The 19439-nt window shown below is 53.5% G+C and carries 21 protein-coding genes; 4 read left to right on the forward strand and 17 right to left on the reverse strand.

The features are described 5' to 3' along the window. Positions 1-18: 18 nt before the first annotated feature. The 4 genes from ACP3TC_RS20855 to ACP3TC_RS20870 all read right to left on the reverse strand — a co-directional run bounded on the left by ACP3TC_RS20855 (position 19) and on the right by ACP3TC_RS20870 (position 4204). On the reverse strand, positions 19-1416 hold the full coding sequence (locus ACP3TC_RS20855) for a c-type cytochrome (RefSeq protein ID WP_426818307.1): 1398 nt from the start codon (positions 1414-1416) through the stop codon (positions 19-21). 2 nt (positions 1417-1418) lie between these two features. Beyond that, positions 1419-3008, reverse strand: coding sequence for a GMC family oxidoreductase (locus ACP3TC_RS20860; RefSeq protein ID WP_426817177.1), 1590 nt, complete (start codon positions 3006-3008; stop codon positions 1419-1421). A 27-nt stretch (positions 3009-3035) separates the two neighbouring features. Next, a complete protein-coding gene (locus ACP3TC_RS20865; protein WP_313854921.1) occupies positions 3036-3557 on the reverse strand; it encodes a sugar dehydrogenase complex small subunit in 522 nt (173 codons plus the stop codon). A gap of 185 nt (positions 3558-3742) precedes the next feature. Continuing rightward, entirely contained in the window at positions 3743-4204 is a 462-nt protein-coding gene (locus tag ACP3TC_RS20870; RefSeq protein WP_052898203.1) for an Lrp/AsnC family transcriptional regulator, read from the reverse strand. A gap of 124 nt (positions 4205-4328) precedes the next feature. Here ACP3TC_RS20870 and ACP3TC_RS20875 point away from each other — a divergent pair, with 124 nt between their 5' ends. After that, positions 4329-5072 carry an AzlC family ABC transporter permease gene (locus ACP3TC_RS20875; RefSeq protein WP_313854919.1) on the forward strand — a complete coding sequence of 248 codons (744 nt, stop codon included), beginning with the start codon at positions 4329-4331 and terminating at the stop codon, positions 5070-5072. Beyond that, positions 5069-5365 (forward strand): AzlD family protein, encoded by a 297-nt coding sequence (locus tag ACP3TC_RS20880; RefSeq protein ID WP_313854917.1) that lies wholly within the window; start codon positions 5069-5071, stop codon positions 5363-5365. Before ACP3TC_RS20875 ends, ACP3TC_RS20880 begins: the two co-directional genes overlap by 4 nt. A gap of 432 nt (positions 5366-5797) precedes the next feature. Here the strand turns inward: ACP3TC_RS20880 and ACP3TC_RS20885 are convergent, their stop codons facing one another. The 10 genes from ACP3TC_RS20885 to ACP3TC_RS20930 form a co-directional block, all read right to left on the reverse strand. Beyond that, positions 5798-6112, reverse strand: coding sequence for a helix-turn-helix domain-containing protein (locus ACP3TC_RS20885; protein WP_313854915.1), 315 nt, complete (start codon positions 6110-6112; stop codon positions 5798-5800). Positions 6113-6157: 45 nt separating this feature from the next. Beyond that, positions 6158-6718: a TetR/AcrR family transcriptional regulator gene (locus ACP3TC_RS20890; RefSeq protein WP_313854914.1), complete on the reverse strand. Its 561-nt coding sequence runs from the start codon at positions 6716-6718 to the stop codon at positions 6158-6160. Then, a complete protein-coding gene (locus ACP3TC_RS20895) occupies positions 6718-7059 on the reverse strand; it encodes a DMT family transporter (protein ID WP_313854913.1) in 342 nt (113 codons plus the stop codon). The genes ACP3TC_RS20890 and ACP3TC_RS20895 overlap by 1 nt, the downstream gene beginning before the upstream one ends. A gap of 120 nt (positions 7060-7179) precedes the next feature. Then, positions 7180-8199, reverse strand: a complete 1020-nt coding sequence (locus tag ACP3TC_RS20900; RefSeq protein WP_426817178.1) for a substrate-binding domain-containing protein — start codon at positions 8197-8199, stop codon at positions 7180-7182. A gap of 30 nt (positions 8200-8229) precedes the next feature. Further along, a complete protein-coding gene (locus ACP3TC_RS20905) occupies positions 8230-9636 on the reverse strand; it encodes a sucrose-6-phosphate hydrolase (protein WP_426817179.1) in 1407 nt (468 codons plus the stop codon). Next, on the reverse strand, positions 9636-11006 hold the full coding sequence (locus ACP3TC_RS20910) for a sucrose-specific PTS transporter subunit IIBC (protein WP_426817180.1): 1371 nt from the start codon (positions 11004-11006) through the stop codon (positions 9636-9638). The genes ACP3TC_RS20905 and ACP3TC_RS20910 overlap by 1 nt, the downstream gene beginning before the upstream one ends. A gap of 38 nt (positions 11007-11044) precedes the next feature. Continuing rightward, positions 11045-12598, reverse strand: a complete 1554-nt coding sequence (locus ACP3TC_RS20915) for a carbohydrate porin (RefSeq protein ID WP_426817181.1) — start codon at positions 12596-12598, stop codon at positions 11045-11047. Positions 12599-12741: 143 nt separating this feature from the next. Continuing rightward, positions 12742-13662 carry an aminoimidazole riboside kinase gene (locus ACP3TC_RS20920; RefSeq protein WP_426817182.1) on the reverse strand — a complete coding sequence of 307 codons (921 nt, stop codon included), beginning with the start codon at positions 13660-13662 and terminating at the stop codon, positions 12742-12744. A 363-nt stretch (positions 13663-14025) separates the two neighbouring features. Next, positions 14026-14277 carry a biofilm development regulator YmgB/AriR family protein gene (locus tag ACP3TC_RS20925; RefSeq protein ID WP_313854905.1) on the reverse strand — a complete coding sequence of 84 codons (252 nt, stop codon included), beginning with the start codon at positions 14275-14277 and terminating at the stop codon, positions 14026-14028. Between the two features lie 170 nt (positions 14278-14447). Further along, entirely contained in the window at positions 14448-15278 is an 831-nt protein-coding gene (locus tag ACP3TC_RS20930; RefSeq protein ID WP_426817183.1) for a MerR family transcriptional regulator, read from the reverse strand. A gap of 257 nt (positions 15279-15535) precedes the next feature. On the opposite strand from ACP3TC_RS20930, the gene ACP3TC_RS20935 reads away from it, so the two are divergent. Then, positions 15536-15745 carry a CsbD family protein gene (locus ACP3TC_RS20935; protein WP_313854903.1) on the forward strand — a complete coding sequence of 70 codons (210 nt, stop codon included), beginning with the start codon at positions 15536-15538 and terminating at the stop codon, positions 15743-15745. A 52-nt stretch (positions 15746-15797) separates the two neighbouring features. Here the strand turns inward: ACP3TC_RS20935 and ACP3TC_RS20940 are convergent, their stop codons facing one another. The 3 genes from ACP3TC_RS20940 to ACP3TC_RS20950 form a co-directional block, all read right to left on the reverse strand. Then, positions 15798-16136, reverse strand: a complete 339-nt coding sequence (locus ACP3TC_RS20940) for a hypothetical protein (protein WP_426817184.1) — start codon at positions 16134-16136, stop codon at positions 15798-15800. Between the two features lie 90 nt (positions 16137-16226). After that, the gene (locus tag ACP3TC_RS20945) at positions 16227-17129 is read right to left on the reverse strand and encodes an SDR family oxidoreductase (protein WP_313854901.1); all 903 of its coding nucleotides are present in this window, start codon (positions 17127-17129) and stop codon (positions 16227-16229) included. A gap of 226 nt (positions 17130-17355) precedes the next feature. Beyond that, on the reverse strand, positions 17356-17862 hold the full coding sequence (locus ACP3TC_RS20950) for a TIGR00645 family protein (protein WP_313854900.1): 507 nt from the start codon (positions 17860-17862) through the stop codon (positions 17356-17358). 216 nt (positions 17863-18078) lie between these two features. On the opposite strand from ACP3TC_RS20950, the gene ACP3TC_RS20955 reads away from it, so the two are divergent. After that, the gene (locus ACP3TC_RS20955) at positions 18079-19434 is read left to right on the forward strand and encodes a cation:proton antiporter (RefSeq protein WP_426817185.1); all 1356 of its coding nucleotides are present in this window, start codon (positions 18079-18081) and stop codon (positions 19432-19434) included. Positions 19435-19439 lie beyond the last annotated feature (5 nt).

The raw sequence follows: 19439 nt of genomic DNA on the forward strand, positions 1-19439 counted from the left end.
GGATGCCGTTTTTTTTGACTATTTCTTCCGCAGACGTACGATTAATAGCAGCAATAACAACGCGATAAACACTCCAGCCGCAATCAGATAATCAACATAGCGCACGATAAATGGCGCTTCGCCACCGCTACGCAGAGTTTTAACCTGTTCCGCCGAGATATCCTCATTGATATTGCCAAACTGCTGACGCACGTAGTGGGTGACGGCAGCAATCTGCGCATCATTCAACTGCTGACCGAAAGCCGGCATCCCGACATCGCTGTCACTGCTTTTGCGATGGATACCGTCGACAATGGTCATCACCAAATTTTGCGCCGTCGGGCCAGAGACCGCGCTATTTTTAGTCAGTGAAGGATAGAAATTGTCCGCTGTGCCCTGCCCTTCGCGCCCATGACAGCTGGCGCAAGCACCGTTATACAATTCAGCACCATCGGTTGAACTGCTGTCGGCCAGCGAGGATTGATCCCCCTGTCCTTTCACCAGTTGATTTATATCCCGCGGCTCTGCTGCCTGTGCTGACGGCGTCGCCACTGGCGTTTTGATCGCCGGAATCTGTTGAATCCAGGCCGCAATGGCATGCAGATCGTCATCACCGAGATAACGGAAGCTGTGCTCCACCGCTTCAGCCATCGGCCCCGCCGCCTGCGCTTTTCCAGCCAGATGACCGGTTTTCAGGTAGCTGACAATATCATCCTGACTCCAGTCACCAATTCCGCTGCTATCCGGCGTGATATTCGGCGCATACCAGCCGCCCAGCGGGCTACCGGCCAGATACTGGCTACTGTCTTCAGCCATCATCATATTGCGCGGCGTATGGCAGGTGCTACAGTGCGCCAGCACATCAACCAGGTATTTACCCCGATTCAGCTGTTCTGATAAATCAGGCTGTTTTTCAAACGGTTTATCACTGCGGTACAGCAGATTCCAGCCCCACATGATCTGGCGGATATTAAACGGAAAGCTCAGATCGGTATGCTCATCCGGCGCAATATCAACCGGTTTTACCGCCAGCATAAAGTAGCTGTACAGCGCATGAATATCTTCGTCAGTCAGCCCCTGGTAAGCGGTGTAAGGCATCGCCGGATAGAGATTGCTGCCGTCAGCGGCCACCCCTTTACGCAGCGCATCGGCAAACTGCTGCTCACTGTAATCACCAATGCCATATTGCTTTGAAGGGGTGATATTGCTGGCAATAATTCGCCCCATCGGCGAATCAATGGCGTAACCACCGGCAAACGGCGCGCCGTCTTCAGCGGTCTGACGGTGGCAAGCGCCGCAGTCTGCCGCAACGGCAAGATACTCACCGCGTTTTATCAGCGCCGCATCGGCAGAAGATGGCGCAGCGCTTACTGCTGCTGTGCTGCCGAGGCCAGCCAACAGCGCGGCGGCGGCGAAAAATTTACCCGTAATCTGCATCATTAAATCTCCCGATCGATGATTTCAGCCGCACGAATACTCAGTGCAACACCGGTCAGAGTCGGGTTAATCACACCGGATGCCGGAATAACGCCAGTCGTCGCGAGGAAAAGATTGCTGTGATCCCAGCTGCGGCACTCATGGTTAACCACGGAATCTTTCGCGTTATCACCCATTATCACCGTCCCCATCAAATGGTCACGGTTCTGCCAGCCGGTATTGTCCTCGACCACCGTACCGCCCATCAGGCTGACAAACTGTTTATAGTCAGCGTCGACCACCACTTTGGCGGTTTTCACATAGTCATCCACTTCATAGTTAACCGTCAGCATCGGGATACCGAGCGCATCCTTACGGGTAGTGCTGGGACGCACGGTATTGCTGGCATGCGGCAGGATTTCAAACACCGTGGAGATATCCACCCAGCGTGCAGCCTGGTGTCGAATCTGCTTATCCAGCTCATGCCCCAACACGCCATCAGCGATCAGCCGTTGCGCGATTGTCATATTGGGCACGTTATTAGAAATAGCATGCTTAATCGCGGCGTGTTTTTTGCGGAATTCGCCATCGCGGAAGTTGAAAATACCGCCCTGCTGTACCGCACCACGCCCCGGCCAGACCGGCTCATCCGCGAGGAATTGTAGCCCCATGCCGGTGTGGTCCATCAGATTGCGCCCCACCTGATCGGAACTGTTAGCGACATCAGAAATTAGCAGCAGCTTAGGGGTTTCCAGCCCGTGGGCCGCGACAATAAAGTACTTTGCCGTCAGCCGTTTATCTTCGCCTTTTGAACTCCGAACGTGCACCGCTACGATTTTGCCATCCGCACCTTTTTCCAGCTTCCAGGCGGTAGCATCAGTCATCAGCTGCGCACCGGCATCTTCCGCATGCTGGGCATGTTTATCGCCGCTGTACATCGAGCCAATCGGGCAGACCGGCATACAGTTGTTGTTGCCGCTGCAAGCCGGACGACCGTCATAAGGGCGGGTCGCACGCGCGTTGGGCTCATGAATAAAGTGGTAACCTGCCGGGCTGATGCGGCTTTTCAGGCGCTGGAACAGATAAGTTTCACCTTCAGGCTCCATCGGATACGGCTGCGAACGCGGTGGAAAGGCGCTGCCTCCTTGCCCGCTCTGGTCGTCGGTATCACTACCGCATACGCCCATCGCCAGCTCGGCTTTGACATACCACGGTTCTAACTCGCTGTACTCCATCGGCCAGTCGCGACCCACGCCATACAGCGTTTTCAATTTCATATCATTAGGCAGATAACGCCAGCAGGCCGAGGCCCAGTGCCAGGTGGTGCCGCCCACCAGTTTCAGCATGCCGGGACGAAAATCAAACGAGCCGGTGTTTTCGATATATTGTTCGTCGTAAGAGTGGTGCGCCCACGGCTGGTTAGGATACGGCGAGTTATAGTTGGCTTTTTTCGAGGAGTTACGGAAATTTTCGACAATTTTCCAGCGCGGGATTTTCTCTCCGGCTTCCAGAATAATCACAGATTTGCCTTTACGGGCAAGGGTGGCGGCGGCATTGCTACCCAATGCACCCGAACCGATGACAATCACATCGGCATCATAGTGTTTGCTCATGGTGTTGCTCACAAAAGAATGAAAAGATTAATCGTTTTTTATCGTGGCTGGCGGCTGCGTCCAGTAATTGGTGTGCCCACGCGAATAGGTCGGAATAACCGTGGCATCCAGCGTTGGTGCATACATCAGGGCATCGGTATAAGTGACAAAGCGGGTATTATCGACCGCCCGCAGTGACACCGGCGTGCCGGTAAAGCCGAGATACCAGGCAGAAACAATTTTTTTAACCGTCTCGCTGGCGAGGTGATTTTGCATAATGGGATGACCATTAAGCTGGTCGGCGGCGCTAATATTTGCCGTGTTTAACGCGTCCACCAGCGCATGCATTTTTATCAGGAAATCGGCATCTTCGGACACCAGACAATGCAGTGCGCGGGCAGACACCACCTGACTTAATGCCGTACGACCGGTGAGTAATTTTGATAATGTATGGAACATCCCCTGGTCAGAAGCAGCGGCGGGCTGAGAAGCCCAGGACAAAACCGGATTCAGTGCCGCAAACCCGCCCAAAGCCGCACCAGAAATGAGAATCTGCCTACGTGTTATCATCGAAACCTACAATTCTGAAACATGAGAAGGTGATATATCTCACGCTCTTGTTATAGTTTTGTAAAGATTTATTAACTTTTAAAGTGTTGCAAAAAATAAGGGAAATGCGAGATTAACCAGTTGATAGTTAATGATTTTTAATTAATTACTGACAGTAATTAATCATCAGGTAACGGCAGCAGTGGTTATAACAACGGCAATTCGGTGGTCTGTTTATAACACTGCATCGGGATATCGGTTTTAATACTGGAGACGCCACGAATGCGCGTCAGGTGATTAATTTGTAGCTGGCGATAATCATCCAGGCTGGCGGTAATCACCCGCAGCAGATAATCACACTCCCCGGCCATCAGATGGCACTCGACCACCTCCGGCAGCTTCATAATTTCAGCAGCAAAATGATCCACCGTTTCAGCATCCTGCCGGGTCAGCCAGACACGGGTGAAAATGGTGACGTTGCGTTGCACTTTGGCACCGTCAATCAGCGCCACATAGCCTTTTATCACGCCACTTTGCTCCAGTTGCTTAACCCGCCGCAGACAGGGTGACGGTGATAAACCGACCTCGCGAGCCAGGTCAATATTTTGCATGCGGCCATCGCGTTGCAGTGCATTAAGGATTTTACGATCGGTGAGATCAAGGTTCATGGCATCAGATTCCATTTTAAGCAAAAAATTAGCATTCAACTGCCAATTGATAACGAAATATTGGCATAATAGCAACCCAATTTCACAGCAAAACGCTTATAATTCAGCTCCTTCAGGAGGTGATATGAGCGATACAGATTCTGTCTGGCCGGCTGCCAGCAACATAACAAAAAAATCAGAGTTCTGGCGTGGTGTCAGAGCCAGCTTACCGGTGCTGCTGGGCGTGATTCCGTTGGCACTGGTGCTTGGCGCGCAGGCGGCGAAGAAAGGATTTAGCGCCATAGAGTTGCCGCTGATGACCGGCCTGAATTTCGCTGGCGGTTCGGAACTCGCCGCCATCGAACTGTGGACGCATCCGCCCCATATTCTGGTGATTATGATGATTACCTTCCTGATTAACAGCCGCCATATTTTGATGGGTGCCGCCATTGAACCGCATCTGCGCCATCTGCCGAAGCGTAAAGCGTTCGCCGCGCTGTTTGTGATGACCGATGAGAGCTGGGCGATGGGAATGGCCGATGCGGCTAAACGCCGTCAGGCGGGCATCGTAAATAGCTTCAGCATTCCTTACTACGCTGGCGTATCGGCTTCGCTTTATGTCATCTGGGTAGTGTTCACCACCTCCGGCGTGCTGCTTGGCCCGCTGATGGGCGATATCAGCCAGTGGGGCTTTGATATGGCGTTTCCGGCGATCTTTCTGGTGCTGCTGCGCGGCATGTGGCGCGGTTTCCGCGCGGCGCGTCCGTGGATGGTCAGCCTGGTGATGGCCGCTACAACCTATTATCTGATTCCAGGGGCCTGGTACGTTCCGGTGGGTGCGCTATCAGGAATGCTGACTGCACTGTTTTTTGTCGGGAAAAAATCATGATTAGCGGCATCACGGTACTGACAATTTTGTTAATGGCCAGCGTAACCTGGCTAACGCGGGTGATTGGCTATATTGGTTTACGTAACCGCGAGCTGGGGCCGCGCGCCAGAGCGGTGATGGACGCCGCTCCGGGTTGCGTACTGATTTCAGTTATTGCGCCCTATTTTGTCACCGATCGCCCAGCCGATCTGCTGGCCATCGTGATTACCCTGATTGCCGCCAGCCGCCTGTCACTGTTTTCTACCGTCGCCGTTGGCATTGTTGCGGCGGCGCTGCTAAGACACTGGCTGTAAACGCCTGCTGCCCGGTGGCGTTAATCCACCGGGCAATTCACCAGCCAGATTGCCATCCGCCATCAGTACTATTGTCTTGCTGACCGCGAGCCTGAATCCGCTCCATACGCCGGTCTCTCTTCATCCCACCCTTGCCGTCGGGCACATAGATTACCGGCCTGTTCTCACTCCAGACCGGTTTTTTGGCGCTATTGGCTTCGTATTGGTAAGGGCTACAGGATATGACAAGAAAACATGCGGGAAAAATCAATAAACACTTTTGCATAGGCACAGAACCTCCCTGTTTATAAGGAAGTTTATAAATAAATTGTCGCGGTCACGCCGTCAATGCTTCAGGGCGAGCGACGAGACAGAACTGCCAGGCGGTTTAGAGTAGGTTGACAGTCGACGGGGCGAAAGCGGCATTATCACGAATAATTGCCTGTCATCTCGCTAAGCGAGCGGGTGATTTTCCCGATACTGACCGGGGGTAACACCAAACTGGCGCTTAAACGCTTTATGAAAAGTTTCATGGGATGGAAAACCATGTAACAGCGCCACGGTAAGGATAGGACCGGGCTGGCTGCACAGCATTTTCGCCGCCGCAGCCAGCCTTTTTTGGCGACAGTAGGAGGCTAACGGCTGACCGGTCGCCTCACGAAACATACGCTGAATATGCCATTTTGAATAGCCTGATTTCTCAACAAAATCATCAATTTTCAGGCGATTATCGATATTTTCATCAATCCAGATGATTAAATCAGACACGATATTTTTCCTGAACATTATGTACTCCCGTTGCTAATACCGCCGTTAACTGGCAGCCAGAGTCATGGCAATCAGCCGTGTTTCCATATGTGGAAACATTTCGCTGGTGCCGACACGATGCAGCATGCAGGCAAACCAAAGCCCGTCAGATGCTAACCTCGCCACTTCCAGCTGTGGGTCGCTGTCGGTTTGCTGATGTTGTTTCAGCCGGTTCTTCAGCCAGCTGTCCCATTTGCACGTCAGCTGGCTATCGCTGCCAAGGGTAAAACTGAGTACTGCCCAGCTATTCTCGGTGTGGCTATCAAGAAAAACCGTTCTGATATAGGCGCGACTAAAGCAGCCATACTGCTGCGGGTCGGCGGCAATAAACTGGTCAATATCGCGATCCAGCTGATTAATAATTTCATCAAACAGGCCTTCAATCAGCGCCTGTTTACTGGGAAAGTGGTGAAAAAAACCGCCCTTAGTGACGCCTGCCGCCTCTGCCACCGCGCTGACGGTAACACTGGCTGGCCCCTGTTCTACCGCCAGCCGCGCGGCGCTGATCAGCAATTGCTGACGGACATATTCCGGCTGTCGTTTGCGCGATTGCGACTTATCACTCATCAGTGCGCGACCATTTTAGAAAATCCATTGACCACCACCACCCCGGTAACTATCAGCGCAATACCGATAATCGCGGGCAGATCCAACCGCTGCTTAAACACCACCACACTAATTGCTGCGGTTAAAACAATCCCCAGCCCGCCCCATGAGGCATACGCCACCGCCAGCGGCAGGGTTTTCAGCACCTGTGACAGCAAATAAAACGACAGGCCATATAACAGCACCGTCATCAGGGACGGATAGAGACGTGAAAATTGCTCTGACTTGCCGAGAAACATGGTGCCAGCCACTTCCATGACGATGGCACCCGCAAGGGCCGTCCAGGCGAGAAAAAGATTCATAAGATTGATTTCCGATAACAGGGCAGGAAAGTTCCTGCCGGAATTTTACATACCTACCGGTCGGTATGTAAAATGCTTTTTGCTTGCCGCAATAAATTTTGACGTGAAATGATTCAGGCGTCAGCGCGGATTTTTATTCGCGCGCAGCCTGATGGAGGCTGGCAACCAGCGCTGCAGCGGTTCGGGCGAGCGCTGTTTAATCAGGTTGGTAACCATCTCAAAACAGTTCCATGCCAGCAGCCGCTCATCCTGCGCCACGGTATCAATTGGCACACAGAGGGAATCATATAAATAGTGATCGTCAAAACTGCACAGGCGAATATCACTTTCCAGCAAGCCATGCTGGCTGAGATAGCGCAGCACTCCCTCCTGCAACCCACAAGCGGCACAAAACAGGGCTTGCGGCACGCGTCCCAGGCGCGAGCAGAGATCGGCAAACAGTTCATAGCCTGAGCTGGAATGGTAATGACCATAAATCACCCACTCCGGTTGCAGTTCTACCCCGGCACGTTGCAGGCCGCGCTTATATCCTTCCAGCCGATCGCGGGTAGGTGAGATGCGCGGTTGGCCGCCGAAAAAATACAGCTCGTCGTAGCCTTCACTGGCGACATGCTCAATCAGCTTCGCGGTAGGTTCAATCGCATCGGTAATTACCAGCGGCAGCGACGATTCGCCAAGATGGCGGTCAAATAAGATCACCGGCAGCTGCTGATTTATTTTCTGGTATTCACCGTCGCTCAGCATGCTGGAGGCAACAATCAGCCCGTCGACCTGACGCTGAATCAGATTGTTAACCGCCAGAATTTCCTGGCTGGCATTCTCATCGGTACAGGCGATCAACAGCTGCAAACCATCATCACGACAAAGCTTTTCCAGCTCATGTGAAAACACCGCAAAGCCGTGGTTGGTCATTTCCGGAACCACCAGACCAATGGTATTACTGTGCGACGAGTTCAGCGCACGGGCGTGGATGCTGGGCTGGTAATGCTCCTGCTTTGCCACTTCCAGCACCCGCAAACGGGTGCTTTCGGCCACTCGCAGCTCTTTACCTCGCCCATTAAGAACCAGACTGGCGGTGGATTTGGAGACGCCGGCCAGTCGTGCAATATCATTGATGGTGACACGTTTGCTTTTATTCACATTCTGCTTAGTGATGGTGGCTCAGTACCGTCATTCTATCACGCATCTTTTCAAGCTCCAGTGATGCAAGGCCAGCGTGCTGCTCCCCTGTAACCGCAGCTGCGGCTGGCTGCCAGGGAAATAGCGTGCTGACATTACCGCTTCGCCGTGATTAATAAAAATTTCCACGCTTGAGCAATCGCACAGAATTTGTAAATGCGTCACGCTTCCGCGCCAGTAGCGATGCTCGGTGTCACCCGTGCGACGATTGTTGCGCGTCAGGGTCAGACCCTGCCGATCGCAGTTCAGTTGCAAAATTCCGCCAAAGCTGGCGCTAACGTCACCGGTCACCGCAAAATCGATCTCAGCGCTGGCGATATCCATCGCCGGCAGTGAAGCCGCCACGCCGCTAAAAGTGCGGCCGGTATCGCGCAGCTGGCGCAGCTCGCGCGCCGGTTGCTGAAACAGTTTTCCCGCCTGCCAGCTCAGTTCACGCGGGCAGGTCAGGGTATGAATCCATCCATGCTCAACGGTTGGCTGATAAAACTCATCCTGATCCGGCACGCCCATCCAGCCAATCAGCAGGCGACGACCATCGTCACTGGCGGTGGTCTGCGGCGCATAAAATTCAAAGCCGTGGTCCAGCTCGTGAAACTCACCGTGATGATAGTGGCCTGCCTGATAATCCAGTTCACCGCTAAAATAGCCGCTCTGAAAGGTATTCAGATAGCGGTACGGCTCCGCCGCCAGACCCTGCGGGCAAACCAGCAGAATATCCTGGTCGGCCAGCCGGAACAGATCCGGACACTCCCACATATAACCAAACGGCCCCAGCCCGCCCAGCCCGCTGCCGGCAATTTCGCCCTTTAGCGTCCAGCTTTGCAGATCGGGAGACTGCAACAACAGCACTTTGCCCTGTAAGTCGACATCCTGCGCGCCGAGCACCATCCACCAGCTATCCTGATAAAGCCAGACTTTAGGATCGCGCACATGGCCGCTGTAGCCTGCCGGTAACGCCAGTACCGGCCCCTGCTTGTCAAATTCGCCCTGTGGATTAAGCCGCGCCAGGCATTGCCAGGCGGTGCGGCCATTTTCAAATTTAACATTGCCGGTATAGATCAGCGTCAGCACGCCGTGGTCATCAACCGCAGAGCCGGAGTAGCAGCCGTGGCTTTCATACGCTTCAACCGGCGCCAGCGCCAGCGGTTCATGCTGCCAGTTCACCAGGTCGGCAGAACTCCAGTGGCCCCAGAATTTAGCGCCGTGGGCGCAGGCCAGCGGGTTCCACTGATAGCACAGGTGATAACGCTGATTAAACTGAATAAAGCCATTCGGGTCGTTCATCAGCCCGACCGGCGGCGCAAGATGCCACATCGGCCGATGCGGATCGGCTGCCGCACGCTGCTGGCCCGCCATTACCGCACGCAGAGTTTGCTTCAGCAGATGTTGCTCGTTCATCACCTGGCCTCAATTTTGTATTTCAGTAACAGCGAAACGGTAAACGCCACGCCAAAGGCGATCAGCATCCCAATCAGGTAGTTAACAATGGAGCTGGCTTGCACAATCGCCATCCCCGGCAGCGCCGTCAGGCCGACCGCCGTCATATTGACATGCATCGCCACTACCCATGCCCCACCCAGCGCCCCGCCGATAATTCCGGCAATAAATGGCTTAATAAAGCGCAGGTTAACGCCAAAAATTGCCGCTTCGGTAATGCCCAACATAGCGGAAAACGCGGATGGCAGCACGATACTGCGCGTTTTAACATCGCGGGTTTTAAACCATACCGCCAGACACGCACCGCCCTGCGCCACGTTAGCCATTGACCAGATTGGCAGCAGGAAGTTAACGCCAATCGACGGATTGCCCAACAACCCGGCCTCAATGGCGTGGAAACTGTGATGCACACCGGTAATCACAATTACCGAATACAGGCCGCCAAATATTCCACCCGCCAGCCAGCCGGCGTGAGCAATTAGGGTACTGAGCACCAGCGAAATGCCGTCGCCAAGCATCCGGCCTGCCGGGCCGATAATCAGCAAGGCGACAAAGCCGGAAATAATCACCGTCAGGAACGGCGTCAAAATAATATCCAGTGCATCCGGCACTATCCGGCGCAGGCGCTTTTCAATCAGGCTCATAAACCACACCGCCAGCAGCACCGGGAACACCGTGCCCTGGTAGCCGATCATGGCGATTTCCAGCCCGAAGAAATTCATGGTGTGGAAGCCGCTGGCGACGCCCCAGGCATTAGTCAGCGCCGGATGAGTCAGAATACCGCCAAGCGTTGCACCCAGATAAGGGTTACCGCCAAACTCACGCGCCGCGGTAAAGCCAATCAGAATCGGCAGAATGATAAACGCCGCCGAACTGCACATATCCAGCATCACAAACAGCGCGCTGTCGGCATTGACCCAGCCATAGGTTTTCACCATGCCAAGCAGGCCCATTAACAGGCCGGAGGCGACTATCGCCGGGATAATCGGTACAAAAATATTCGACAGCAGCCGCGCCAGCCGCTGGAAAGGATTGAGTTTTCTTGCCGCTATATCGGCCGCTTCACTTTTACTCGACTCGCTAATCCCCGCCGCCTGAATAAAGGCCGCATGCACCTTATTGACGATGCCGCTGCCGAAGATAATCTGAATTTGTCCGGCGTTGCTAAAGCAGCCCTTTACACCGTCCAGCGCTTCAATCGCCTCTTTTTGCACCAGCGAATCGTCCACCAGCACCAGCCGTAAACGCGTTGCACAGTGCGCCGCCGTTGCGATATTTTCTTTACCACCCAGCAGCGGTACCAGCTGCCTGGCTACCTGATTCACATCCATACCTTTCCCCTTTGTTCACAGCGGTGACCTGAGTTCGATCAGAACCACGTCTCCATTTGTACGCCGAAGTTCCACTCACCACCGGAAGTAAATCCACTGCTGCCGAAAGCGTCATTGCTGGCGTAGTTGTCCAGCGACTTATCCCAGTCCATCCAGCTGGCAAAAAAGCGAATTTCCGGGCGGGTAAAGAAGTCACCGATATCTGCCACTTTAAAGGTCGGCGCAAAGGTTAATTTGTAGTAGCTGCCGTTGACCGCCTGACGATTTTTATAGCCCAGCGGCGAGAGATCCATGTACTGGTAACTGCCTTCGTAAGCCAGCGCAAAGTTTTGAGTGATTTCCTGAATCAGGCGGGCATTGAAGGTGACCCAGCGATACTCATCGCCTTTGACATAACGATCTTTACTCTGCTGAGCGAGCACCGCCGGGGCAAAACTCCATGTTGAGTTCAGCGGCGTGACGCCATAGGTTGCCAGACGCCAGGTATTGGCATCCTGCGTCAGGTTACCGTCAGAACCCAGTCCCTTCACTTCAGCACCGAGGCCGTGACCATATAACAGCGCAGTTTTCGACTGCCCTTCGCGCAGGCCATAGAAACTGTCGTTATGCAGCGCCAGCATGCTGTGAATCCCGCTGTCACCAGCCTTATCATTACGCTGCGCAACATTGATGCGCCGATCGTTATCTTTGGCGCGCAGCCCACTCAGCATAAACTGCCAGGGTCCGGCAAAGTTGTTGGCGCTGACGATATAGCTTTGAATAGTATTATCGATCGCTTCAATATCGCCGAAGTTACGTCCATAAATCGAGAAGTTACTCTTAAGCGATTCGTTCCACTGCACATCGTAGATACCGCCGCCGGTCCCGGCGAGGAACAGCACGTCAGAGTCCAGCCAGTGAATATCAAAGTTATCGCGGTCAAAGCGTTTACCGGCCCACAAGGTACTATTTTTAAATACGCCGTTAAACGTTGGCAGGCTGCCCAGTTCTACAAACGCCTGACGAATATTGAGATCGCTGGTGTCGCCGGTCCAGTCGTTGTAGCTCTCCTGCCCATCCGCCAGCATCACTTTAAAGCGCGTGGTGGCACCGCTCTCCAGCCGCTGTTTGTGCTCAAGATTCAGCTCAACATAGGTGTTGTTTTCATTGCCCAGTCGCCCGACCGAACCGCCGGTTTCTCCGGCGGGAGTCAGGTAGGGGCCACTTTTGGTCGCCGAGGCTGCATCATTCATGATCAGCCCGGAACGGGCATAGCCATGAAATTCAAAGCCATCCGCCACATTGGTCTTATTTTCAATGGCGGCGGTGCGTTCGGTAACCTGCTGCGTCGCCAGCTGATTCTGCTGTGCCTGCTGATTCAATGCGGCAACGTTTTGCTGATTTTTTTCGGCCTGCTGGCGAAGCATCACCACATTTTGCTCGGCGTCGCTGGCGCGCTGCTCTGCCGCAGCGGTACGTTTTTCCGCCATCTGCAAGCGCTTTTCCATCGCCGCTAATCGCGCTTCAAGGCTGCTTAATGAGGTTTCGGCATAAGAGGTATTGCCTGCAAGTGTTAACCCTATGGCGATGGCCAGATGGCTTTTTCTTATCATTGTCTGTTCAGTTCCATGATGATGTAGCGGAATGGCTAAACCGGTTCGATAAGAAGATTATTGGAATCAATAAGAGGAAGGCAACGAGATTTGCTAACCCGGTTAGCTAATTGTGACCGGGTTGGCATTTTTACCATCAGCTATTAAGCCGGCAGAAGATCTTTGGCGTAGGGTAGCGCGGTCATCGCCCCTTTCGCAGTTGTGGCTAATGCGCCGCAGCGTTGTGCCTGCGCAATGGCAGCAGGAAGATCGTCGGGATCAAGCGGATCGGGCTGTTGCGCCAGCGCCGCCAGCAATCCGGCCACAAAGGCATCACCCGCGCCAGTGGTGTCAACCACCTGTACTTCAGGAGCAGAAAAATGCTGCAACTGATTGTTTTTCCATAGCGTCACACCATTTTTTCCCTGCGTAACCAGCAGTAAAGCGGGCTGATATTTTTCGCCGAAATGGCAGATCGCCGCTTCCGACTGCTGACCTTCACTCAGCAGTGCCAGCTCTTCCAGCGACAGCTTAATGATGTCTGCCTGGCGGAAAGCGCGGTCGAGCAAGCTCATCATCAGCTGTTTATCTGGCCACAGATCGTCACGCAGATTAGGATCAAAGCTCACCCAGCCGCCGGCCTGTTTTATCGCGTTAATCGCCTGAAAGGCCGCAGTGCGCGACGGCTCAGCAGAGAGTGCGATAGAACAGAGATGCAACCCTTCTGCTGCCTGGAATGACGGCAGATGATCGACAGTGAGGAACAGATCGGCACTCGGACGCACCATAAAGGTAAAGTGACGTTCACCCTGAGCATCGAGGCTTACCAGCACCGTCGAGGTACGTTGTTGATTAAGCTGATGTAAATAAACACTGTCTACCCCTTCAGCACTCAGCACCTGCTGCATAAAATCGCCGAAGGGATCGCCGCCGACACAGCCGATAAAAGCACTGTTTCCCGCCAGGCGGGCAATGCCGACCGCGACATTAGCAGGGGCGCCACCCGGGCACTGCAACAGACGGAGAGACTCCTCAGGCAACAGATCGACTACCGCATCGCCAAGTACCCAGACTCGTTTTGTCATTTTTAACTCACCTTTTTACGCATTCAGTCAAACAAAGCTAAACCGTTTTAGCTTTTTTTCGAAAGAATAGCCAGCGTATCGTGCAGGGGGCTAAAACGACAAAAGCAGCCACGGCCTTTGCAACCTGGTGTGAAAATCACAACAAATTGCTGCAAGGCCGCAGGCTTCTGTCAACTCAGGCATACATAATAAAACTCGACGGTGGGTAGTTGAGTTCCGGGAGATTTTGCGAGATCACTACCACCAGGCCACGCAACATCCATTTCATATAACGTAGTAAGCGCATAGATTCATCCTGTCTGAAAGTCATCGGCTACTGAATAGTCTGCTCACTGATGCATTAGCGCAGCATTAATACAGCAATTACTTGCTGCTGGCACTCAATAACATCGCCAGCGCTTCACGTAATACTTGTTGCTCGGCCGCATCTGATTCTGTTTCCAGCCGTTCAACAATTACTGCCAGCAGATTTTTACGCGTCACATTACTGGCTGATGCGCTGATCTGATGATTAACCGCGTGCAGAATATCAGCGGTGCTGCCTGGCGTATGCGTTGACTGCGAATTCATCAGATGAAGACGTAGCTCTTCATCCGTTGTGAGCTGAGTACTCATCGTTCTCTCCATGGTATAAAAAAATCCGCTCCGGACAGGGAAGCGGATAGCAAAACTGGCAATGTGTAGCACAAGGAATGGACCTCATCGGCGGTATTCTTCAGCACGCCAGATGATTGTTGCTTAAATCTAGTCGCAAACGCTCGATACGCCAGTATCAATTGACAATTTTAGCGATTTTTATCGACAGGAAGGGTGTTGAAAGCGTCAGATGCGTCATCTGCCGGGGTAAACCAGATTTTTTTCGGCGGTGCTTTGGCTACTTTTGCTGCCGGTCCGGCGAGGAAAACATACAAACCACTTTTCAGCCAACTGTCGTATTGCTGCTGCTGGCTGGGCGTCAGCGCACTGTCGCTCCAGATCATAATATGCTCGGCCTGCACCCGACTGAGATCGGGTTTAGCTACCGCTCCACTCAAAACCTCGACGCGAAAACCATCACCGGCATAGCGTATCGCCTCCAGCCACAGATCCAGCGGATCTTTCAGGCTGAAAGCCATAATCATCAGGCTCGCCGCCGGGCGTTTGCGCATGCTGCTTAACAGAAAGGTGGCGTATTCGGTCAGCGCGGTATCCAGCAACAGTCGCGGCATATCCAGCTCTGGTTGCTTACCCACGTTCAGCCACTGACGCAGCGGACGGATCACTTCATCAACAAAAATTGCCGGCGGAATTTCGCGGCCGTAGCGCCAGATAAGCCCCCGCAGCTTTAACGGCCTGAGCGCCTCGCAATGGGTAAGAAGCTGCTGCTGGCAGGTCATCCAGCCCGACGTCTCACGCAAGATTTCACCATTGATTAGCGCCAGCATGTCGCTCAGTGCCACCCCTTTTTGCAGCCAGGAAACAATAGTGGCGATACGGGCAATGTGGCTGCTTTCAAAAAAACGGTGACCCTGCTCATCGCGCAGCGGTGTCAGCAACCCATAACGCTGCCAGCTGCGGATATTGGCCGGCGTCACGCCGCACTGGTCGGCAAGCACATCAATCGTGAAGTGAGGCATGAAATGTCCTGAACCCGCGGAAATCCGCGAGAATAGTTAAAGTTTAAAAGCCCGAGGCTGACCGACAAAATGCGGCGCAGACCAACAACGGCAAGGCTTTCACTGTTTGAACATTCAAGGAAAAAAATAATTGATGGTTTAACGTGTGGGATCACACTTCGGCAGGGCGAATCCCCACTCTGCAGCTAAGCTTATCACAGGCTAACCAGCCTCAGCCATCTCACCAGACCGGCGAGATCACATCCCAGGAGATCACCATGAACGAAGATCGAATCAGCGGCAACTGGAAGCAGTTCAAAGGGAAAATAAAGGAAAAGTGGGGCGATTTAACCGACGACGATATGACGGTGGTGGAAGGTAAACGCGAGCAGCTACTGGGTAAAATCCAGGAGCGCTATGGCTACGGTAAAGATCAGGCCGAGAAAGAGCTGAAAGAGTGGGAAGACTCCAATAAGTATCGCTGGTAAACCTGCGCCAACAACACGCTGGCTTCTCAGCCAGCGTGATACGCTTTACGCGCTAATCGCCGCGATTGTGTTCGTCAGAACGCCCGTTGCGCCCGCGCCACTGGTGGTAGCTGTCCTGAGTCGAAGCACCATCATTATCATTGTCGGCATGGTTACCGCGTGCAGCATACGATGGCAGGGTAAAACCGGTTGCGGACTGCCGGATATAACCCAGCAGCTTGCGCGCATTCCAGTAAACCAGCACCCGGCGATCATCAGTTTCGACTTCGCCCAGTTGCTGTAATTTCGCCATCACCGCATTCTTGCTCAAAACTTGCCGGTCGTCGGCCAGCAGAATCGCAGCTTCGCCAATCGCATGCTGAATATTTTTTTTTTCATAATCAGTAGTCAAATCAGTTCCTCCGAATTAATAAAAAGTCGGTCGGGCAGTTCTGATACTGTTCCCAATCTTTAAAGCAGGCCGCCGTAACGGCCAGTGAATTTACAACGTGCCAGTACCGCCATCAGAACACCATACCTGGCCTGAAGTGTAGCTGCTTTCCGTTGAGGCCAGCGTGACATACAGCGGCGCGATTTCAGCAGGCTGACCAGGACGCCCCAGCGGAGCAGATTCACCAAACTGTTGCACTTTCTCCTGTGGCTGCCCGCCGCTGGACTGCAATGGCGTCCAGTATGGTCCAGGCGCAACGGCATTTACCCTGATGCCCTCTTTCCCCAGCTGCTTCGCCAGCGATTTGGTAAAGGCCACGATGCTGGCTTTGGTCTGCGCGTAATCCAGCAGAATTTCGCTCGGTTTAAACGCCTGAACCGAAGAGGTGTTGATAATCGATGCCCCGCGCGGCAGATAGTCGAGCGCCGCTTTGGTTATCCAGAACATCGCATAGACGTTGGTTTTAAAAGTGGCATCGAAGGCTTCGGTGGTGAGATCGCGAATCGACTCGGCAAACTGCTGGCGTCCGGCGTTGTTAACCAGAATATCGAGACCACCGAGCTGTTCAGCGGCCTGGTGAACCAGACTTTTGCAGAAACTTTCGGAAGTGATGTCACCGGGAATCGCAATCGCTTTACGCCCCTCGGCTTTAATCAGCGCAATCACTTCTGCCGCATCGGACTCTTCTTCTGGCAGATAGTTTATCGCCACATCAGCACCTTCGCGTGCATAGGCAATCGCTACCGCGCGGCCAATACCGGAATCACCGCCGGTAATCAGCGCTTTTCTGCCGGCCAGACGACCCGAGCCGCGATAGCTTTTTTCACCATGATCCGGCACCGGGATCATTTTGCTGGCGAGTCCTGGAATCGGCTGCGGCTGGCGCTCAAAAGGCGGAGCCGGGTAGTCAGTGGTCAGTAGCGATTTAGCTGATGTCTTGTGGTGATCACTCATGGTGCGCTCCTTCATCGTTATGCTTAACGTACTATTAAGCGTAGCAGATGTGATCAATCTCACACTGAGCGGGGCGACATGTCGTGGCGGCGGCCTTGTTAAGTGGGGTATCAGGTGGGAATAAAAATGACGTTAATTCAAATGGATACTGAAGAGGAGCCGTTTTCGGCTCCTCTCATGATATTAGGCAGGATACAAATCTGCGACCCGACAAAAATGACCGGTTTCAGAGTGACTTTTTGGCATCCTTGCGTGACAAATTGTCGAGATAGCCCATGACAAATGCCGAAAGCACAAAGGTCAGATGGATAATCACGTACCACATCAGCTTATTGTCGGGAATGTTTCGCGCATCCATAAACACCCGCAGTAAGTGAATTGAAGAGATGGCGACAATCGACGCGGCGACCTTATTTTTAAGCGAACCGGAGTCCATTTTGCCTAGCCAGCTTAACTTCTCTTTGCCCTCATCAATATCCAGTTTGGAAACGAAGTTTTCGTAACCGGATAACATCACCATGACCAGCAAACCGCCCACCAGCGTCATATCAATTAACGACAGCAGCACTAATACCAAATCATTCTCAGCAATGGTCAGTACATGCGGCAACAGGTGGAAAACTTCCTGAAAAAACTTGATCGCCAGCGCCAGCAGGCCAAGGGATAAGCCGATGTAGACCGGTGCCAACAGCCAGCGAGAGGCATACATAAGATTTTCTGCGAAACGTTCCATAGCATCCACTTAGAAATTAAACAGCGCACAGTATAACTGATGATTTCTCATCTCTTTCAACAGCAACGACGGTGTGAAGCAGGAAATTTACCTCACTTTACCTCCACAGCGTACCAGGACCGATCGTTACGCAATGAAATAGCGACTTATCCACAATATGCCAGGCTTAGTGTGCCGTTTTTCCGCTTTAACTCTTGTAGAAAGGAAATAATCACTATGGATTTTCTGGGCTGGACCGCCGCGGTTGGCGGTCTGCTACTTTTAATGTCTTTAGCATCAGGGTGGATCCTTCGCGGTCCGGTCACCTCCTTTGGCCTGTATCTGGCGGCCGGTATTATTTGCGGCCCGTGGGTACTGGATCTGTTACGCATCGATATCGTCAAACACGCCACGCTGGCCTCACATATCACCGAAATTGCGATGGCGGCCTCGCTGTTTATTACCGGTCTTAAGCTGCGTTTGCCGCTGCGAGCGCCAGACTGGCGCGTTGGCATGCGGCTGGCTTTTCCGGCGATGTTATTGACGGTAGCGGGCGTGGCGGTAGTGGCGCACTTTCTCGCCCATTTTGACTGGCCGCTGTCGCTGGCGTTCGGTGCGATTGTCGCGCCGACCGATCCGGTACTGGCCAGCCTGATTTCGGTTAATGACGCACGCGATAATGACTCGCTACGCGTGGCGCTCTCCAGTGAGGCCGGCATGAATGACGGCTCTGCGCTGCCACTGCTGATGCTGGCGATGATGATGATAGTTAGTGAGCAGCCACTCTCGTTCGGTGACTTTGCCCATTGGGCTGCGGTCGATGTCATCTGGGCGCTGGCCGGGGGAATTGCCATCGGCTTTGGTATAGGCCGGTTGATTGGCGTACTGACAACTCATCTGCGCAGCGCACATCAGGATATTGCGCCAAATGACTTTCTGGCGCTGGCGTTGATCGCCCTCAGCTATGCGGCGGCGCAGGCGGTAGATGCCTCCGGATTTCTGGCTACTTTTGCCGCAGGCGTCGGCCTGCGGCGCGCGGAACTGCGGGTGATGATGCGCCATCCGCCGGAAAATATGCCGGAAGACGATCGCTATCCGCCAGCGGAAATGCTGGTCGATATCAATCAGCGCCAGCGTCACACCGGTGCCGGATTGACCAAGTCTGTCGGTCTGGTGGTTGGCGATGCGTTATCATTTGGCGATACCATTGAGCGGCTACTGGCGGCGGGCGTGGTGCTGATTCTCGGCGTCACTCTTGCCCTGCACTGGAATCTGACCGGTTTACTGATTGCGGCCATACTGTTTCTGTTGATTCGTCCGGCGGCGGTATACCTGATGACTATCGGCACCGGCATGCCGCGCATGCGGCGATTGCTGATTGGCTGGCTGGGCATTCGCGGCATTGGCAGTATCAACTATATCGCTTTTGCCTCAATGCACGGGCTGGCAGGCGCGGATGCGCAACGGATGATCGATATGGCGTTTACGCTGGTCGTTGCCAGTATTGTGGTACACGGTATTACCGTCACGCCGCTGGAGAATCGCCGTCAGGCATGGCTGCTGGCAAGCCGCGAACGGCAAGACGCCGAATAATTAAG

This window comes from Winslowiella sp. 2C04, assembly GCF_050037805.1.
Classification (GTDB): Bacteria; Pseudomonadota; Gammaproteobacteria; order Enterobacterales; family Enterobacteriaceae; genus Erwinia; species Erwinia toletana_A.